Origin of the sequence: Chitinophaga ginsengisegetis, assembly GCF_900168065.1 — a bacterium.
GTDB lineage: Bacteria > Bacteroidota > Bacteroidia > Chitinophagales > Chitinophagaceae > Chitinophaga > Chitinophaga ginsengisegetis.
The window spans coordinates 442,756-460,608 of record NZ_FUZZ01000002.1 but is presented as its reverse complement, the minus strand read 5'-3'; the positions used below and the strand labels follow the sequence as shown (position 1 = coordinate 460,608).

The following is a 17,853-nucleotide window of genomic DNA, read 5'->3' as shown; positions in this document are numbered from 1 at the left end:
ATGATTTTCGCTGCATTTACTAAAAGCCCGGCACTAGTTGCTCATCGCCAATCGCACATTTTTTGCGGCGGTAACCATATTACGCAAGGCCATTTCTGTTTCCGGCCATTTCCGCGTTTTAAGCCCACAGTCGGGGTTTACCCAAATATTGCGCAGCGGCAGTAAGGCAGCCGCCTTATGCAGTAATGCCTCCATTTCCGCTATTGCCGGTACTCTTGGGGAGTGGATATCGTATACACCCGGACCGGTTTCATTCGGATATTTGAATCCTGCAAATGCTTCCAGTAACTCCATCTGTGAGCGCGATGTTTCTATGGTAATCACATCGGCATCCATCGCGGCGATGTGCACTATAATATCATTGAATTCCGCATAGCACATATGCGTGTGGATCTGGGTGGAATCATCCACCGTACTTACCGCGAGGCGGAAGGCTTTCACCGCCTCACTGAGATAGGCAGCGCGTTGTGCTTTACGCAGTGGCAGCCCTTCGCGGAGCGCCGGCTCATCTACCTGTATGATGGTAATACCGGCATCTTCCAGGTCTTTTACTTCATCACGGATGGCGAGTGCAATTTGCATAGCGGTTTGCATACGCGGCTGGTCATTTCTTACAAAAGACCATTGCAGAATGGTGATGGGGCCGGTCAACATGCCTTTAACAGGCTTGCTGGTCAGCGACTGTGCAAAACGGCTCCAGGCAACGGTCATGGGTTCCGGCCGTTGTACATCTCCAAAAATAACCGGCGGTTTTACACACCGGGTGCCGTAACTCTGTACCCAGCCATTTTGGGTAAATACAAATCCATCCAGTTGTTCACCAAAGTATTCCACCATGTCGTTCCGCTCAAACTCGCCATGCACCAGCACATCCAGCCCGAGGCTTTCCTGCCGGTAAATGGTTTCCGTGATAGCGTTACGGATATCCGCGTTATAAGTTTCCGGCGTAATGATCCCTTTTTTAAGATCGGCGCGGAGCTGTCTTATTTCCGTGGTTTGCGGGAAAGAGCCGATGGTGGTGGTAGGAAACAGCGGAAGTTGTAATACCGATTGCTGTAATTTCTGACGGTGCGGGAAGATGCTGTGCCGCTGTGTATCCGCTGTGGTAACACTTTCCAGCCGGGCTTTCACTTCCGGCTGATGTATCCGGGAAGATATTTTGCGGCTGTTCATCACTGTTTCATTATCAATGAGCAGGGAGGTATCGCCGGCTATGATGTGCTTCAGCGCTATCACTTCGGCTACTTTCTGCTTGGCAAAAGCCATCCATTGTTTTACTTCCGGGTCCAGCGCGGTTTCATCTTCCAGGTTGTAGGGAACATGCAGGAGGGAGCAGGAAGTGCCCAGCAGTACACGTTCTTCACCGATTTGCTGTATCGCTTTCTCAATCAGCGCCACGGAAGCTGCGTAATCATTTTTCCAGATATTGCGACCGTCCACTACGCCGAGCGATAACCATTTATCTGCCGGGAGAGCCGCCAGTACGGCATCCAGTTGCTCCGGAGCCCTTACCAGGTCGATATGCACCGCCTGCACCGGCAGCTGCAAAGCCAGGGTGGTATTGTCTTCCAGCGCACCGAAATAAGTGGTCAGTAATATGCTGAGCGCAGGCAATGCCTGGCTTATGGCGGTGTATGCGGCGTGGTAAAGGTCTCTGGTGGCGGGGTCCAGGTCGGTCACCAGGAAAGGTTCATCCAGCTGGATCCATGTGGCGCCCGCCTGTTGAAGGGATCTTAACAATTCGATATAAACGGGCAGCAGTTTTTCCAGCAGCTGGGTGTGCGTAAGGTCATCTCCCTTAATTTTTCCACATAAAATAAAGGTAACAGGCCCGATGAGTACGGGTTTGGTGGTGATACCATGACTAAGTGCTTCTTTGAATTCTTCCACACACTTAGGCTGGTGCAGGGTATATTGCTGAACGGATTCAAATTCAGGTACCAGGTAATGGTAATTGGTATCAAACCATTTGGTCATTTCCAGGGCAGTGATATCGAAGTTATTTTTCTGGTAACCCCTTGCCATAGCGAAATACAGCTCCGGGCAACCCGGGTTGGCGAATGTTTGCTGCAATGCTTTGAAACGCGAAGGAATTACGCCCAGGGTCATGCACATATCCAGTACCTGGTCGTACCAGGAAAAATCGTTGGAGGGAATCAGGTCAATACCGGTTTCCTGTAACCCGTTCCAGTTCTCTTTTCGTAGCTGCCTTGACGTTAGCTCAAGACGCTCCAGGGAAATTTTTCCGGCCCAGTAATTTTCGCAGGCTTTTTTCAGCTCCCGCTGGCTACCTATTCTCGGATAGCCTGGAATGTTGGTAAGCATATATAGGATGTATTTTATTCTACACAAACCTATCATTATTAGATCTTTGTTCGATCATACCCTATAATTTTGGTTTTTTGTCTTAAAAAAATAGACTTTTGAAGAATAAATTACTATTTGGGATATTGTGAGAGATGGTAAAACAGAATAATCTACGGCAGAAGTGTGAAGATGATTTTCCTTACGTTTGCAATATGTTTACAAATTACTCATATACAGTAGATAAACGCTTCATGCGTTACGCACAGATAGATACACAGTCGGACCCGATGAGCAACACTTTTCCTACCACGGAAAAACAAAAGGATCTTTCCCGGTTGCTGGTAAAGGAATTACAGGAAATGGGTATTACCGATGCAGAACTGGACGAACATGGCTATGTGTATGCCACCATCCCGGCCAACACGGATAAGAAAGTACCCGTGATCTGCTTTTGTTCACATGTGGATACTTCTTCAGACAGCAGTGGTACCGGCGTAAAGCCGATTGTACATTCCCGGTACGATGGCGGCGATATTGTTTTGCCCGATGACGAAACAGTAGTGATCAGCGCAAAAGAACATCCTTACCTGGCCAGTAAAAAAGGCGACGATATTATTACTGCCAGCGGTACCACACTGCTGGGAGCAGACGATAAAGCCGGCGTGGCCGAAATCATGGATGCCGCCAATTTCCTGATGACGCATCCGGAAGTAAAGCATGGCGCCATCCGCATCCTGTTTACCCCGGATGAAGAAGTGGGCCGCGGTGTGGAAAAAGTGGATATGAAGAAGCTGGCCGCCGATTTTGGTTATACCATGGATGGTGGAGAACTGGGTTCCCTGGAAGATGAAAATTTCTCGGCAGATGGCGCCAGGATCACGGTTTATGGCATCAGCGCCCATCCCGGTTCCGCAAAGGATAAACTGGTAAGCGCTATCAAAATAGCCGGCGAAATCGTAGATGCGTTACCGAAAGACAGTCTTTCCCCTGAAACTACCGACGACCGTGAAGGCTTTATCCACCCGGTTCGCATACAGGGCACCGTAGAAAAAACAGAGATCGATTTTATTATACGTGATTTTGAAACTGCCCACCTCGAAGCGCATGAAACTTTCCTGCGCAGGATCATGGATAAGGTATTGGCAAAACATCATGGCGCAAAGGCTACGCTGAAAGTAACAGAGCAGTACCGCAATATGAAAGAGGTGCTGGTAAATCATCCCGAAGTAACGGCCAATGCAGCAGAAGCCATCCGCCGCGCCGGCGTACAACCCCTGAGAATGAGTATCCGGGGCGGTACCGACGGCTCCCGCCTGTCTTTTATGGGGCTTCCCTGTCCCAATATTTTTACCGGTGAAATGGCGCTTCACAGCAAACATGAATACGTAAGCATACAGGATATGCAGAAAGCGGTGCAAACAATTGTGTATCTGGCACAGGTTTGGGAAGAGAAGGCATAAATATTGCCGCGCACATTCGCAAATATTTTATTACTTTAACCGTTTATAGTAGTGTTCTACTTATGCACCCGTTAAAATATAGTTCATGTTGTTAGGTTTTATTACGTTATTACAGGATTCTTTATCGTCTCTTCCGGCTGATTCAGCAGCCCTGGCAGCCGGTGCTGCCGGAGCCCCGGCGCCGGAAATTCATCTGATAGATATGCTGATGAAGGGCGGTGTGCTGATGATCCCACTGGGGATACTTTCCCTGATAGCTGTATATGTATTTGTGGAAAGAGCCATCACCATCAGTAAAGCCGGCCGGTTGCCTGATAACTTTATGCCCATGATCCGTGATCAGATCACCACGGGGAACATGCAATCTGCCAGATCACTGGCAAAAAACACCTACGGACCCATTGCCCGTATGATTGAGAAAGGAATTCAGCGCATAGGCAAGCCTATTGAAAATATTGAAAAATCGATGGAGAATGTGGGTAAACTGGAAATTTACCGGATGGAGAAGAACCTGGTAATCCTGTCTATTATTGCAGGTATTGCCCCTATGTTCGGCTTCCTCGGTACCATTGCAGGGATGATCCAGACTTTCTTCAATATCTCCATTACTTCTGATATCACACTGGGAACCATTGCCGGCGGTATCTATGTAAAAATGATTACTTCTGCTTCCGGGTTAATTATCGGTATCGTGGCTTTCATCGGCTACAGTTACCTGAATGCCCAGATAGACAAGGTAGTAAACAAGATGGAAGGCGCTTCTGCTGAATTCATCGATATTTTGCAGGAACCAACCCGCTAAAACCACCCTCATGAATTTACGCAGACGAAATAAGAGACAGGTGGAAATGCACAACTCAGCACTGAATGACATTCTGTTCATTCTGTTGTTGTTCTTTCTTATTGTTTCCACCCTGGCTAATCCGAATGTGATTAAACTGCTGCTGCCGAAAGCGAAGAGCAATACCAAGTCGAAACAAACAGTAGTAGTCAGTATCAACGATAAACGCGAGTTTTTTGTAGGCACCAATAAAGTGACCTTTGACCACCTGAAACAGGCGCTGGCGCCTTCTATCGGTAATGAAAAGATTGATCCCACCATTGTTATCAATGCGGAAAAATCTGTACCGGTGGAAGATGTGGTGAGTGTGATGGAAGTGGCCAGGGAGATGGGGGCCAAAGTAGTGCTGGCCACCGCACATAAGTAATAATGCCTTTAACTTATACAGAACCTGGTGGTATCATGCCACCAGGTTTTTTTATTTATATCTTCTTTCCTTTTACCATCCTGTCTTTCCCAAACATATCCTGCTTCAGTGTTACTTGTGTAAACCCAATATGCTCCATTAACGCTACCACTTCTTTTCCCAGCGCTTCATTGATTTCAAAATAGAGGGCGCCGCCGGAAACCAGCCTGGAGTGCGCCATTTCGGAGATATGCCGGTAAAACAGCAGCGCATCATTATCCGGAACAAACAGGGCCAGCGACGGCTCGAAGTCCCAAACCCGCTGCTGCATGGAGGTTTGCTCACTCTGCGTGATATAGGGGGGATTACTCACAATCATATCAAACTCCGGTAAGCCTGCCATCTGTTGCGGGTTCAGCGCATCCAGGTGAAGGAACCCAACATCCAGCCGTTGGCGTGCAGCATTGCTGCGCGCCACTTCCAGCGCGCCTTCGCTCACATCTATGGCAGATACCTGTGCATCCGGCAATGATTTTTTTAATGCCAGCGGAATGCATCCGCTGCCGGTGCCTACGTCCAGCAGGTGAAGCCGGTGGCGGTGTGCGGCGTCCTGCACCATCCATTCTACCAGTTCTTCCGTTTCCGGACGGGGAATCAATACATTTTTATTTACGAGAAGTTCCATGCCGTAAAACCAGCTGGTACCGGTGATGTATTGTACCGGTTCATGGCGCTGCAGGGCTTCTATGGCTGCCTGGAGGCGTTGCTTCTGATCGGGGGAAAGGATTTTTGTTTTGTGAACAATCCGGTCCAGTTTACTCATACCCGTTAGGTATTCCATTATGATATGTGCAATGTTGGCGGCTTCCCGCTCATCATATAGTTCACTGATGGCGCCCGTAATATAGGTAAAGGCCGTTTGTATAGTCAATATAATCAGTTTAAGGCATGTGACAGGAAAGTGCAAACCTGGGGGAGCGGCATTTTCCATTCGTTAAAAACGATACTTTTGCAAAAATATTACTTCGCCCGGTGATTATGAATAGCACGTTCAATGAATTTTATATGCAGCGTTGCCTCGAACTGGCCGCTATGGGAGCTGGTCAGGTGGCGCCCAATCCAATGGTGGGAGCCGTACTGGTACACCAGGGGCGTATCATCGGGGAAGGCTATCACCGGCAGTACGGGCAGGCCCACGCGGAAGTGAACTGTGTGAACAGCGTGGCGCCGGAAGAACGTTCGCTCATTCCGCTGGCTACCATGTATGTAAGCCTGGAACCCTGTGCGCATCATGGTAAAACGCCACCCTGCGCGGATCTCATAGTATCGCAAGGCATCCGGCAGGTGGTGATTGGCTGCGTGGATACCTTTTCAGCTGTAGCCGGAAAGGGCATCGAAAAACTGGAGAAAGCCGGTGTACAGGTGCAAACAGGCGTGCTGGAAGCGGCCTGCAGGCAAATCAACCGCCGTTTTTTTACTTTTCATGAACAACAACGCCCTTATATTGTACTGAAGTGGGCGCAGAGCAGCAATGGCCTGATCGCCGGCGCCGGCGGGGCGCCCGTGCGGATATCCAATAAATACAGCGACCGCCTGGTACACAAATGGCGCAGCGAGGAAATGGGTATCCTGACAGGGACCCGCACCGCGATAAATGATAACCCCCGGCTCAATAACCGGCTGTGGACGGGGAAAGACCCGGTGCGCCTGATCATTGACCGGGAGCTGAAAGTGCCGAGGTCCCATCACGTATGGGACGGCAGCATTCCTACTATCTTCATCACGGCCACAGCGGCGGAAACGCATGGTCTTACCGAAACCCTGCAGCTCGATTTCAATACCGCCCTGCTGCCGCAACTGATGCAGCAGTTACACCGGCGGCAGATCCAGAGCATCCTGGTGGAAGGAGGCAGCAATGTGCTGCAGCAATTTATTGCAGCCGGTTTGTGGGATGAGGCGCGTGTTATCACGGGTACGGATACACTGCCGGAAGGACTGGCAGCGCCGGTACTCACCAACGCATCGTTCACGCATACCTTACAGGTAGCCGGCGATCGTATCGATTTTTATCATCCCGCGTAGTTTTAAGCGCGTATTAAATTATTTTGATGGAGGTTTATTTTACAATTGATAAAACAGCAGTAGCAGAATTTAAAGACAGAGGCAGCAAATTTCTCGCGTACGCATTTCCCGTTAAATCGCCTGAGGAAGTAAAAGAATGCCTCGGAGAGGTGAAAAAGGAACATCCAAAGGCCACCCATCACTGTTATGCTTACCGCCTCGGCACCGCCGGGCTCCAGTTCCGCGCCAGCGACGACGGAGAGCCTTCCGGCTCAGCAGGCAAACCTATCCTGGGGCAAATAGACAGTAAACAAATTACGGATGTGCTCATTGTAGTGGTGCGTTATTTTGGCGGTAGCCTGCTCGGCGTACCCGGACTCATCAATGCGTACAAAATGAGCGCAGCCATGGTGCTGCAACTCATCCCCGTGATCCAGAAAAACATTGAAGCCAAATATCATCTCAGCTTTGACTACACCATTATGAACGACGTAATGATGGTGGTGAAGCAAAATAACTGCACCGTTATTTCACAGGAATTGCAGCTGTTCTGCGAAATGGTGATCGGCGTTCCAAAATCGGGCGAAGAGCTTTGCCTGCTGCGCTTAAAAGATATTTACGGATTACAGATACAACCACAAAAGCCCTGATCAGAAGAATGGATGATCCTGGTAAGCAGGCGGATGTTACAACATGTAGATAGGAATCCGTACTTCAGGATCATCTCCCCAAAATACCCCCGAAAATATTTTCCCCATTTGCATAAAATGAGAGAGTCGTAATATAAATTTCCTTAAATTTAATTTTGTTAACTAGGATTTCCTTAACCCGTTTTTCAGGTGTTTTTTGAGATGAGATCTGCCCGTACAGCAGCGCCCATCCAGCTTTTTCAGATCAGATATAGGACCATATTAATATTAAAAGCCCCCCTGTATATGTTACATACCATAACAACCGTATCTATTGCTGACAAACAGTTTAAACAATTTCATTCCCTGCGCCTGGAACAACAGTTACAGGGACATCATCATTTTGAGCTGAAAATAGGCTACGACTGGCTGCAGGAACTGGGCCCCGGTATGGTGTCGGCTACCAAAGCTTTTCTGGGAAAAGAAGTGAGCATCACCATACAGGCTTTTGAACAATTACAAACATATGAACCGCTTATTTTCAATGGCATTGTAATGTCTGTCAGCTCCGGAAAAGAAAGCGATGGTACACATGGTTTTTGCGTGATCCGCGGATACAGTCCCACCGTTTTGCTGAGTAACGACCTGCATGTACAGACGTTTGAAAACCAGGACCTCAGCGCTATTGTGAACACTACGCTGAAAGCGGGTGGTCCCTACGTATCACGTCCGCTGGTAGATCCCAATACCACATCGCCACTGAAATATATTGTGCAGTACAAAGAAACATCGTTCGATTTCCTGCACCGGCTCTCAGAACGTTTCGGGGAATGGTTTTTTTATAACGGGCAACAGGTGGTTTTTGGAAAATACCAACCCCGTGAAGTATCACTGGTACACCTGGTTGACCTCATGAGCTTCGACCTCGAAATGAAAGTGCAGCCAAATAATCAGCAGTTGAACGGATTTGACTACCGGAACAACAAAGTGGTGGAAAATACCACGGTGGCGCAGCCCGCCGGGAAAGTCAACGATTATACCTCACATGTACAGGGACTAAGCGAAAAATTATACAGTACCCCCTCCACCTATAAAATGAACCACGCCTTTACCAGCAACGCCAAAGCAGAACTGGATACGCTGGTAACCCGGCAAAAAAAAGGACGTATGGCCGCTATGGTGCAACTGAAGGGCAGCAGCAGGCATACCTCGCTCCGGGTTGGGGATCATATTTCCATCCAGGAGAGCGTATACGCAAAAGATGATCACGGGAAATTCATGATCTGGGGGCTTACCCATCATGTAACCGGCAACGGCGACTATTACAACGAGTTTGAAGGTATCCCGGCAGATGCGGCCGTTCCGCCGGTGAACCTGGAAAATATCCCCTTCTGTGAAGCACAGAGTGCCACAGTAGTAGACAATCATGATCCTAAAGACCTCGGGCGTGTGAGAGCGCGTTTCAAATGGCAGCAACAGGGTATGACGCCCTGGATGAGAGTGGTGGCCCCCCACGGTGGTGGCAGCAAAGGCATGTATATGGTACCGGAAAAAGGAGAAGAAGTAGTGGTGGACTTTGAAGGCGGCAACCCCGAACTCCCCTTCGTACTGGGAACCACTTACAACGGGGAAGGCAAATCGGGATTTGGCACCGCCAACAACGACATGAAAGCCATCCGCACCCGCACCGGTATTTCCATTTTACTGAATGATGCCGACGGCAGCGTTACCGTTTCAGATAAAGCCGGTAATACCATCTTCATCGATGGCACAGATAAAATGTCGCTCTTCTCCAAAACAAAAATGTCAATATCTTCCAAAGAAGTTGAAATAACCTCCGAGAAATTTAGCATCGCAGCCTCTGAACAGGGCTCTATTGTTGCCAAGAAAGGCATCTACCTGGAAGGCACTGAAACGGTCACCGTAAACAGTAAGGATGCCGTAGTGAAAGGAGGCGATTCACTTACACTGATATCGAAAGACCTGTTGGCCTCTGGCAGTAAAAATGCCAACGTTACCGGCGCCTCCGTTATGGTAAATGGTACAAAGGATGTTACCGTAAGCGGGCATGGCGATGTAATAGTATCCGGTGGGCTGGTGAAAATAAATTCCTGATCCTTAAAGCTCACTTATGACAACCTCACCAACTATCGGGCAGGAGTTTTATAAAGTAAGGGAAACATGGGCCACCGCCGACAGTGATCACCAATGGAAACTGGCCATCTGGCAGATACAATATGCCGACGTGGAAATTATTGATAAATTCCTGGAAACCGAACGCACTGCCATTGGTGTTTTTAAAGAGATATTTTTCAGATTTGATTCCCCTTACCAGGAAGATCACCAGGCATATGAACAAGCGCTGTGGAATGAATTCCTGGAATGGTTTGAACCCCTGCCACGCGAAGAATATGATGTGTACGCCGCCATGAAAAAAGATGGCCTGCTGAAAACAGATTATCATCCCGACCGCAGTCTGCCGCCAACAGTACAAAGTATCTGGAAGGAACTGCGGCGATTTATGGGCTGCATCCGCGGCCTGGAAGATACCGGCTGCTGCATTTATTTTCCCGCTTTAAGACCCGACCAGCCCGATGCCGGCGCATGGTACGCGGATGTACTGAAAAAAGGATTGCCGGAAGGTATCCGGCTTGTTACCATAGATATAGTGGCCAATTCCCGTATCACTATTCCCAAAATATTTTCCAACCAGGTAAAAGTATTGCAGCCATCCCTGCAAATGGTGGCGGCCATTAATCACGAAATGGATAAAGGTGGTGGCAATTCCGACACCATCAGTGTAGATGCACGTTTCCGTAAACAGATTCGCAAAGTGATGGATTGCACTACTCAACCCGATTCGCCTGCGCTGGATCAGGAAGTATCGGTACTACTTTCACTCAGTAAAAAAATGGGTGGTGAACCCCACGAAGTAGCCGGTATGATGATAGCTGCCCAGGCGTATTTCATGGCGCGTGAATCTGATAAGAGCGCGGGCTATGCGGATAAAGCCATCCGTTTATCAAGACAGCTGATGGACAGGAATGATCCGGCAGGCTATCCTACCTGGAAATCCTGCGTGATGATCCGCGCCGCTATACTGGCCGGCAGGAAGAAAAGAAAACAGGCCATTGCACTGTATGAAGCACTGGCGCTGGAAGCCGTAAATAAAGGCGATGCCTTTATGATCATGGAAGGATACCGGCTTTGCGGGCACCTGCATTATGAACTGGGACAATTGAATACGGCCTTTGAAAACCTGTTGCTGTCCATGACCGGCGGCAGCTACCTGGAACGGGAAGTAAGAAGACAATCAACTTTCCTGCATGCGGCCGCAATGGCAGTGCACCTGTGTGAAAAGATCCGGGGACCGGAAGATCTCGCCATATTGGAAAGTAACCTGCAGGAATTATTAGGCGACGACTGGCATACATTACTACAGGCGGAAGGCATGGACAAAGCAACAGTGAGACGTAAATCCACCTTGTTTGAGTTTAACTAAGATCCTATCCCACGGGGGAATAAAGTAATCATATCATGGCTGTAGAAAACAAAGGCTTTGGGGCATTATTTGCGGAAAAGAAAAACTCACTGGACCATATCCAGAAAGGAATGGCCAGTATCTTACCCGCTTTCCCGGGAATGCCCGCCGCAAAATATTTTGACCTCGGCATAGGTATCGACTTTCACGATTCCGTATTTCCTCCATCACCGTTATTGCCGGTCCCTCACATCGGTATGGTGTTCGATATTATAGGTGCTATTATGGCTGCTATTGCCAGCGTGGTGCCACCGCCACCACCACCGCCGCCTGCAGAGGAAGGAAAAGAACCGGCGCCGGAACCGTTTTCACTGGCAGCTACCGCACAAATGCTGGTACATGCACTCAGCCCTTCCGTAAAAGTACATAACCAATGGGTGGCCAATGCCGGTACACCCATCCTGCATTTACCCGCCATCATTGCACATTTGCCCTTTCCCATTGTGAAGCCCAAAGCGGCATCCGAAATGTGGATGGGTAGTTCTACTGTGCTGGCAGACGGCGGCCCTTTTTCTACGCAGTTTCATCCCGCGCTGTCGTGTAACCTGGTGGGACTTCCTTCACCGCCACGGCTGAATAAAAAGAGTACGGCTATGGCGTTAATGGCGCCTACTTCCATGTTGCTGATCATGACTTCTTCCGGGAAACCGGTGCTGGTGGGTGGTCCGCCGACTATCGACCTGTTTCAGCTCATGTTTAAACTGGGGTTGAAAGGACTGTCCAAAGCAGCAGGCGCCGCTTTACAAAAAGTAGTTAATAAGATAGAAAGCCGGTTTCCAAAGCTGGCAGGCGTACTGCAGGATTTTAAGTGTAAAAGGTTTGGAGAACCTGTGGACGCGGTAACCGGAAGAGTGGTGTCTTCCAATATAGATTTTGAATTACCCGGCCCTATACCGCTGGTATGGGAACGCACTTATTACAGCGATGCAGAAGTGCAGGGGCCGTTGGGTTACAACTGGCACCACAGCTATAATCTCAGCCTGTACAATCTGCATAACGGCTACTTCAGTATCCGCCTGGCAGATGGCCGCGAAACAGTGATGCCGGCACTGCCTGCAAACAGCAGCTATTTTAACAGGGCGGAACAGTTGTGGTGGCGCCGCGACAACAGCGGTTATTACCTGGAAGATAAAGAGCAGCTCCAGTATCGCTTCAATGCCCGGCCTGCCCCCGATGGCAGTTGCATGCTATCTGAAATATATAGGGCAGGATTCCGGATTCAGTTCCGGTATAACGGGCACGGCTATCTGCAACAGATCATCGACAGCGGCAACCGGCTGCTGCAGGTAACTACCGATGAACAAGGCCGTATTGAAGGGATTCACACCCGCAAAGGAGCGGAAGTTATTCACCTCGTACGTTATTCCTTTGATGAAGATGGTAACCTCGCAAGCACCACCAATGCGCGGGATGTCAGCAAATACTTTTTTTACAAAGGGCATTTAATGGTGCGGTTAACCAACCAGAGCGGATTAAATTTTTACTGGGAGTATGAAGGCAGGGGAGATGAGGCGCGTTGTGTTCATACCTGGGGAGATGAAGGCGTATTGGAATACCATGCACAGTATGAAAAAGGGAAAACTGTTGTTACTAACGGTCTTGGTCATACGACAACCTACTATTACGACGAACGTAATCTTATTTATAAATTCATTGATGGCAACGGAGGGGCTACCCTGCAGCATTACAACCGGTATGATGAACTGGAAGTAGTGGTAGATCCTGCGGGCAATACCGTGAAATACGAATATGATGCCTATGGAAATAAAGTGAAAGAAACCAATGGCAACGGAGAATCTACCTTGTTTTATTATGACGAAGAGCAACGGTTAATAGGCGTTAAAACACCCGGTGGCAGACGAATGGAATGGATCTACAATGAAGAAGGGTTGTTGGTGAAGAAAAAGAACATGGAAGGAGTGGTAACACGGTACAGGTACAGAGGTCCATATCTTACACAGGTAACCTATAAAAATGGCCGCACCTTTGAGCTGGAGTATGATGAACAGCATAATCTCAGCGTGATTACCTCCCCGGAAAATACACAACGTCACTGGAAGTATGATGAATTAGGACAGTTGATAAAAGAAACTACTGAAACAGGCTATTGGTACGCGTATGAATACGATGCAGCCGGTAATGTTATCCATGTGGAAGAAGCAGATGGCAGTATTCATCAGTTCAGTTACGACGCTGCTGATAACCTGGTGAAAGCGGGGGACGGTCAGCGGGAAGTAAGCTTTACCTATGGGCCACTGGGCGTGTTAACGGGCAGGAGTCAGCATGGTGTGAATGTGCGGTTTAATTATGACCGGGAATTGCAGTTGCGCAGTATTGCCAACGAAGGCGGAGAGCTGTACCGGCAGGAGCCGGATGCAAATGGGAATATCATCAATGAATGGGGCTTCGATGGTGTGCATTACCACTACGAACGGGATGCCGCAGGCCGTGTGAAAAAAATATTCCGGCCGGATAATCGCTGGACCACCTGCGAATATGATGGTACCGGTTTACTGGTACGGGAAGAATACAACGATGGCAGCGTTACTGCATATGGCTATAACAAAGATGGGCAGCTGACCGGCGCCTTCAATGAAGACGGGGCAGTTACTATTCAACGGGATGCCTATGGTCACACCATCAGCGAGGTGCAGGGCGCTTACGCAGTGAACCGTGAATACAATGAATGGGGAGAACCGGTTTTTGTAGGAAGCACCCTGGGCGCTGCTATTCAACTGGAACACCATGCCGCAGGATATGTACAGGAAATGCAGGCGGCCAATGGACCAGGAGATTCCTGGCAGGCGCAGTGGAAACACAATGAAAGCGGACTGGAAGTATTGCGGATGTTGTCCGGCGGAGTAACCGTGCAAACGCAGCGCGACAAACAAGGAAAGGTAGTGAGGCAATCTATCGGCGTACATAAGGCAGAACAAAGCCGCATCCGTTATGAATGGGGAAGGAATACAAAGTTGCGCCGGATGGTGAATGAACTGAGTGAGGCGCAGACGCAGTTTTCCTATGATGAATTTGATAACCTGGTAAGTGCCACCTATGGCCAGGCAAACGGCGCTGCAGTAGACACTGTTTATCGCATACCCGATAAGCTGGGGCATCTTTTCAGGACACCCGCACGAACAGATCGCGTGTATGGTAAAGGCGGGCGCCTGCTGGAATGTCCGGATTACTTCTATTATTACGATGGAGAAGGAAATCTTATCTGTAAGGAATTCCGGCACAATCACCAGGTGGCGGAAGATAAGCAGGCATGGGCGAAGGCAAATAAAGTAGTATTGAAAGGAAGCCATACAGGTTGGGTGTATGAGTGGAAGGCAAACGGATGGCTGTGGAAAGTGATCACACCTTCAGGCGGAGAAATTGTATTCAGTTATGATCCGCTGGGCAGGCGTATCGCGAAGGTGAACAAACGGAAGCAGGAGGTAACCCGCTGGCTATGGGATGGCAATGTGCCATTGCATGAATGGCAGTATACCGGCGATTATCCACCACATCTTGAAGCGGTGGCAGATGGTGTGTTGCAGATAGAACAGGAGCCGGTAAATAACCTGGTGACCTGGGTATTTGAAGAAAGTTCACTGGTGCCCTGTGCGAAGCTCACCGCAGCAGGGTCTTACAGTATTATTGCAGATCACCTCGGCACGCCGGTGCATGCATTTGATATGGCGGGAAATAAAGTGTGGGAGCGGGAACTCGATTGCTATGGAAAAGTAAGACGTTTGCATGGTGATAAAACATTTTGTAATTATCTTTATCAGGGGCAGTATGAAGATGCAGAAACAGGATTAAGTTATAACAGGTTCCGTTATTACGACTCAGGAAGCGGCATGTATATTTCCCAGGACCCTATTGGATTGCTGGGGGGGATGAAAATGTACGGCTATGTGCATGATCCGAATAGCTGGGTGGACGTGTATGGATTGACGGGCGGTGCAGGAGCAGGATCAGGCCGGGGCTGGCTGAACTGGGCCAAACAATGGCATGATAAACGTGCCGATGAGATATTCGGAACAGGCAATAAGGGACGTTCTATCGCCGGGCGTAATTATGATAAATATTATGACGGCAAAGATATTGAGTTCAAATCTGATAACTTCTCCAAAGGCCCGAGATCAAAAGAATCTTTAGCCAGGATGGATAAACAGGTGGATAAGGATATTGCCAACAAGGTTGCCGGAAGAGCAGATCCGCACTGGCATTTTGACCACGATCCAAGTAAAGCGGCAGATATGCAGGATTTACTGAAGAAAATGGATGAAAACGGAATTACCCATACACATGGCAAAACATATCCTGGTCACCACTAAATAAGAGATATAGTATGTCTGAGTTTTTTAGCGTAGTTAATGAATTTGAAGATCTGATTAAGCAATTTGATTTTAAACAGCCGAAGAAATTATGGTATTCCCATCTCGTGGCATTGAGCAAACATATCGAAGATATTTTCTATTGTTATGTCATCGCCAGGGTATATAAGGATGATGGTTCGTTACAAACCACTATGTGGGTTGGACCTATTGACAGGCCTGATGATGGGCTTAGTAGTCTTTCGGCTCATATTAAGGTAGATATTGGTTATACACAAATCCTCGATGAAAATTTTTTCCGGAATTGTGAAAAGAAAATCATCCACCTGATCGAAGAAGGAACTTTAACTTCATTATTAGCTACCTCAAAAAAAGAACTGGCTGATCCGTCTGTTAATAACAGGAGGTATGAGGTATATACAGCTTATCTGTTACCTTTTTTTAAGAAGGTTTTAGCCGTGACAGACAATGATGTAAAAGTGCTGAAGAGTAAAGTGAAATGCGAAGCAGTTATTGAAAAAGAGTTTTCAAATCTGGAAGGTGAGATGAAAGCATTCTTTGATAAATTTGGACTAAAGGCTACTAAAGACAGCATTTGGGAGTTATGTTATATTTATTCCCTGTAATATGCAAGTGTTATAGCTAATGAAACACATCGGTTCTTGCGTCCATGAAAAAGAACAGGAACCGGCAGCTGCTTTAAAAAGTGTAACCGCCGATACTGCCTATATCTCTTTCCTGGTGTTGAATAAATTCCTGCCCTTTATTTAAAACCGTTCGCTCACAACCAGGTCTTTACTGCCTGGGGTGTATTTATAAAATCCTTCACCGCTTTTAACACCGAGATAACCTGCTGTTACCATGTTTACAAGCAGCGGGCAGGGTGCATATTTAGGATTGCCAAAGCCGTCGTGCAGTACCTGCAGAATGGAGAGGCAAACATCCAGCCCGATGAAGTCCGCCAGCTGCAAGGGGCCCATCGGGTGTGCCATACCCAGTTTCATCACTGTATCAATTTCAGCTACGCCCGCCACGCCTTCAAAAAGGGAGCAGATAGCTTCGTTGATCATGGGCATCAGGATGCGGTTGGCGATAAAGCCGGGATAATCATTTACTACGCAGGGAACTTTCTCCAGTTTTTCGGAAAGCGCTACGATAGTAGCAGTTACTTCTTTATCGGTGGCGTAGCCATTGATGATCTCTACCAGTTTCATCACCGGTACAGGATTCATGAAGTGCATGCCTATTACTTTTGCCGGGCGTTTGGTAACGGCAGCAATTTTTGTAATAGAGATAGAAGAGGTGTTGGTGGCGAGAATAGCATCAGCCGGGGCGTGGAGGTCGAGGTCCTGGAATATTTTCAGCTTCAGCGCAATATTTTCTGTGGCGGCTTCCACTACCAGGGATACTTCTTTTACGCCGGTAGCCAGGTCGGTTTGCAGGGAAATGTTACCCAGGGTATCCACCTTTATGGCTTCGGTAATGGTGCCTTTTGCCACCTGGCGGTCCAGGTTTTTGATAATGGTTTGCAGCGCCTTATCCAGTGCCGGGGCCGAAACATCTATCAGGTTTACGGCGTAGCCGTGTTGAGCAAATACATGCGCAATACCATTTCCCATAGTACCAGCGCCGATAACCGCAATTTTTTGCATGGTGTAGTGATTTGTCGGAATTGAATAAGGCGCTAATTTAAGGTATTACACGTTACGGTCAGTAACTGCCATAACTGTCGTCTTTCCTTTTAAAGTCGCCTTGTTTCCATGCCTGGATAAACTGGGCCCATGCCAGCGGATTGAAGATATTTTGCGGAGGAGGCTGACCGGCATAGTAAAGGCTCTGAGCCTGTTTCTTGAGGTATTGGCTGGTGCCTTCCCTGCCGTCGACCGGTGTATAACGGGCCATAGCGCGAAGCCTGGCATTACTTGTATTTTTTCGTGCCACCTCATATGCATCGTCTGGGATGTCCATATTGGCAAAGGCCCGTTCAAATTCTTCCCTGGAAAGATAAGGTTTGATGATAGTTACCGGAAGATAGGTGGTATCTTCCACCATCAGCTGTATCAGGGAAAAGCTGTTGCCTTTGATGTCCGGAGGTATGCGGTAATTTTTATGTTTGAAGCCCACTGCACTGAACGACAGGGTATCGCCTTTAAATACAACGATAGAGAAGATGCCGGATCTGTTGGAGATAGTTCCCCTGTTTTGTCCTTTTACCAGGATGCTTACCGCGGGGATGGCCCGCAGGCTGTCTGCCGTCATGGTAATACCCGAAATTTGTATAACGCTGTCTCTGAATTCCGCGATCTGAGCTTTCAAAAGGAAAGGAGATAAAACGAAAACTAT

13 protein-coding genes are annotated in these 17,853 nt (G+C 48.3%); 9 read left to right on the top strand and 4 right to left on the bottom strand.

The genetic code is table 11. From position 1 onward, the window contains the following. Positions 1–33: 33 nt before the first annotated feature. Positions 34–2,325 carry a 5-methyltetrahydropteroyltriglutamate--homocysteine S-methyltransferase gene (gene metE / locus B5Z18_RS15555; RefSeq protein WP_079470400.1) on the bottom strand — a complete coding sequence of 764 codons (2,292 nt, stop codon included), beginning with the start codon at positions 2,323–2,325 and terminating at the stop codon, positions 34–36. Between the two features lie 194 nt (positions 2,326–2,519). Here metE and pepT point away from each other — a divergent pair, with 194 nt between their 5' ends. From pepT to B5Z18_RS15540, 3 genes are all read left to right on the top strand, one after another. Beyond that, positions 2,520–3,767: a peptidase T gene (gene pepT / locus B5Z18_RS15550; protein WP_079470986.1), complete on the top strand. Its 1,248-nt coding sequence runs from the start codon at positions 2,520–2,522 to the stop codon at positions 3,765–3,767. Positions 3,768–3,852: 85 nt separating this feature from the next. Further along, positions 3,853–4,569 (top strand): MotA/TolQ/ExbB proton channel family protein, encoded by a 717-nt coding sequence (locus B5Z18_RS15545; protein ID WP_079470399.1) that lies wholly within the window; start codon positions 3,853–3,855, stop codon positions 4,567–4,569. A 10-nt stretch (positions 4,570–4,579) separates the two neighbouring features. Then, a complete protein-coding gene (locus B5Z18_RS15540; protein WP_079470398.1) occupies positions 4,580–4,975 on the top strand; it encodes an ExbD/TolR family protein in 396 nt (131 codons plus the stop codon). A 55-nt stretch (positions 4,976–5,030) separates the two neighbouring features. On the opposite strand, the gene prmC is transcribed toward B5Z18_RS15540, so the two are convergent. Then, positions 5,031–5,885, bottom strand: coding sequence for a peptide chain release factor N(5)-glutamine methyltransferase (gene prmC / locus B5Z18_RS15535; RefSeq protein WP_159454325.1), 855 nt, complete (start codon positions 5,883–5,885; stop codon positions 5,031–5,033). A gap of 107 nt (positions 5,886–5,992) precedes the next feature. On the opposite strand from prmC, the gene ribD reads away from it, so the two are divergent. The 6 genes from ribD (at position 5,993) to B5Z18_RS32310 (ending at position 16,136) form a co-directional block, all read left to right on the top strand. Beyond that, positions 5,993–7,036 carry a bifunctional diaminohydroxyphosphoribosylaminopyrimidine deaminase/5-amino-6-(5-phosphoribosylamino)uracil reductase RibD gene (ribD, locus tag B5Z18_RS15530; RefSeq protein WP_079470396.1) on the top strand — a complete coding sequence of 348 codons (1,044 nt, stop codon included), beginning with the start codon at positions 5,993–5,995 and terminating at the stop codon, positions 7,034–7,036. 26 nt (positions 7,037–7,062) lie between these two features. Further along, complete coding sequence (locus B5Z18_RS15525; protein ID WP_079470395.1) at positions 7,063–7,665, top strand: IMPACT family protein; 603 nt, start codon at positions 7,063–7,065, stop codon at positions 7,663–7,665. A gap of 285 nt (positions 7,666–7,950) precedes the next feature. Further along, complete coding sequence (locus tag B5Z18_RS15520) at positions 7,951–9,759, top strand: type VI secretion system Vgr family protein (protein WP_159454324.1); 1,809 nt, start codon at positions 7,951–7,953, stop codon at positions 9,757–9,759. 16 nt (positions 9,760–9,775) lie between these two features. Further along, positions 9,776–11,146 carry a hypothetical protein gene (locus B5Z18_RS15515; RefSeq protein WP_079470393.1) on the top strand — a complete coding sequence of 457 codons (1,371 nt, stop codon included), beginning with the start codon at positions 9,776–9,778 and terminating at the stop codon, positions 11,144–11,146. A 35-nt stretch (positions 11,147–11,181) separates the two neighbouring features. Further along, positions 11,182–15,510 (top strand): DUF6531 domain-containing protein, encoded by a 4,329-nt coding sequence (locus tag B5Z18_RS15510; protein WP_079470392.1) that lies wholly within the window; start codon positions 11,182–11,184, stop codon positions 15,508–15,510. A gap of 14 nt (positions 15,511–15,524) precedes the next feature. After that, the gene (locus B5Z18_RS32310; protein WP_143313614.1) at positions 15,525–16,136 is read left to right on the top strand and encodes an Imm25 family immunity protein; all 612 of its coding nucleotides are present in this window, start codon (positions 15,525–15,527) and stop codon (positions 16,134–16,136) included. Between the two features lie 141 nt (positions 16,137–16,277). On the opposite strand, the gene B5Z18_RS15500 is transcribed toward B5Z18_RS32310, so the two are convergent. Beyond that, positions 16,278–17,162, bottom strand: a complete 885-nt coding sequence (locus B5Z18_RS15500; RefSeq protein WP_079470391.1) for a 3-hydroxyacyl-CoA dehydrogenase family protein — start codon at positions 17,160–17,162, stop codon at positions 16,278–16,280. Positions 17,163–17,220: 58 nt separating this feature from the next. After that, the gene (locus B5Z18_RS15495) at positions 17,221–17,826 is read right to left on the bottom strand and encodes a carboxypeptidase-like regulatory domain-containing protein (RefSeq protein WP_227024489.1); all 606 of its coding nucleotides are present in this window, start codon (positions 17,824–17,826) and stop codon (positions 17,221–17,223) included. Positions 17,827–17,853 lie beyond the last annotated feature (27 nt).

Excerpts from the sequence above, each read along its gene's own strand:
- metE (WP_079470400.1), bottom strand. The coding sequence starts at position 2,325 with ATGCTTACCAACATTCCAGGCTATCCGAGAATAGGTAGCCAGCGGGAG.
- pepT (WP_079470986.1), top strand. The coding sequence starts at position 2,520 with ATGTTTACAAATTACTCATATACAGTAGATAAACGCTTCATGCGTTAC.
- B5Z18_RS15545 (WP_079470399.1), top strand. The coding sequence starts at position 3,853 with ATGTTGTTAGGTTTTATTACGTTATTACAGGATTCTTTATCGTCTCTT.
- B5Z18_RS15540 (WP_079470398.1), top strand. The coding sequence starts at position 4,580 with ATGAATTTACGCAGACGAAATAAGAGACAGGTGGAAATGCACAACTCA.
- ribD (WP_079470396.1), top strand. The coding sequence starts at position 5,993 with ATGAATAGCACGTTCAATGAATTTTATATGCAGCGTTGCCTCGAACTG.
- B5Z18_RS15525 (WP_079470395.1), top strand. The coding sequence starts at position 7,063 with ATGGAGGTTTATTTTACAATTGATAAAACAGCAGTAGCAGAATTTAAA.
- B5Z18_RS15520 (WP_159454324.1), top strand. The coding sequence starts at position 7,951 with ATGTTACATACCATAACAACCGTATCTATTGCTGACAAACAGTTTAAA.
- B5Z18_RS15515 (WP_079470393.1), top strand. The coding sequence starts at position 9,776 with ATGACAACCTCACCAACTATCGGGCAGGAGTTTTATAAAGTAAGGGAA.
- B5Z18_RS15510 (WP_079470392.1), top strand. The coding sequence starts at position 11,182 with ATGGCTGTAGAAAACAAAGGCTTTGGGGCATTATTTGCGGAAAAGAAA.
- B5Z18_RS32310 (WP_143313614.1), top strand. The coding sequence starts at position 15,525 with ATGTCTGAGTTTTTTAGCGTAGTTAATGAATTTGAAGATCTGATTAAG.
- B5Z18_RS15500 (WP_079470391.1), bottom strand. The coding sequence starts at position 17,162 with ATGCAAAAAATTGCGGTTATCGGCGCTGGTACTATGGGAAATGGTATT.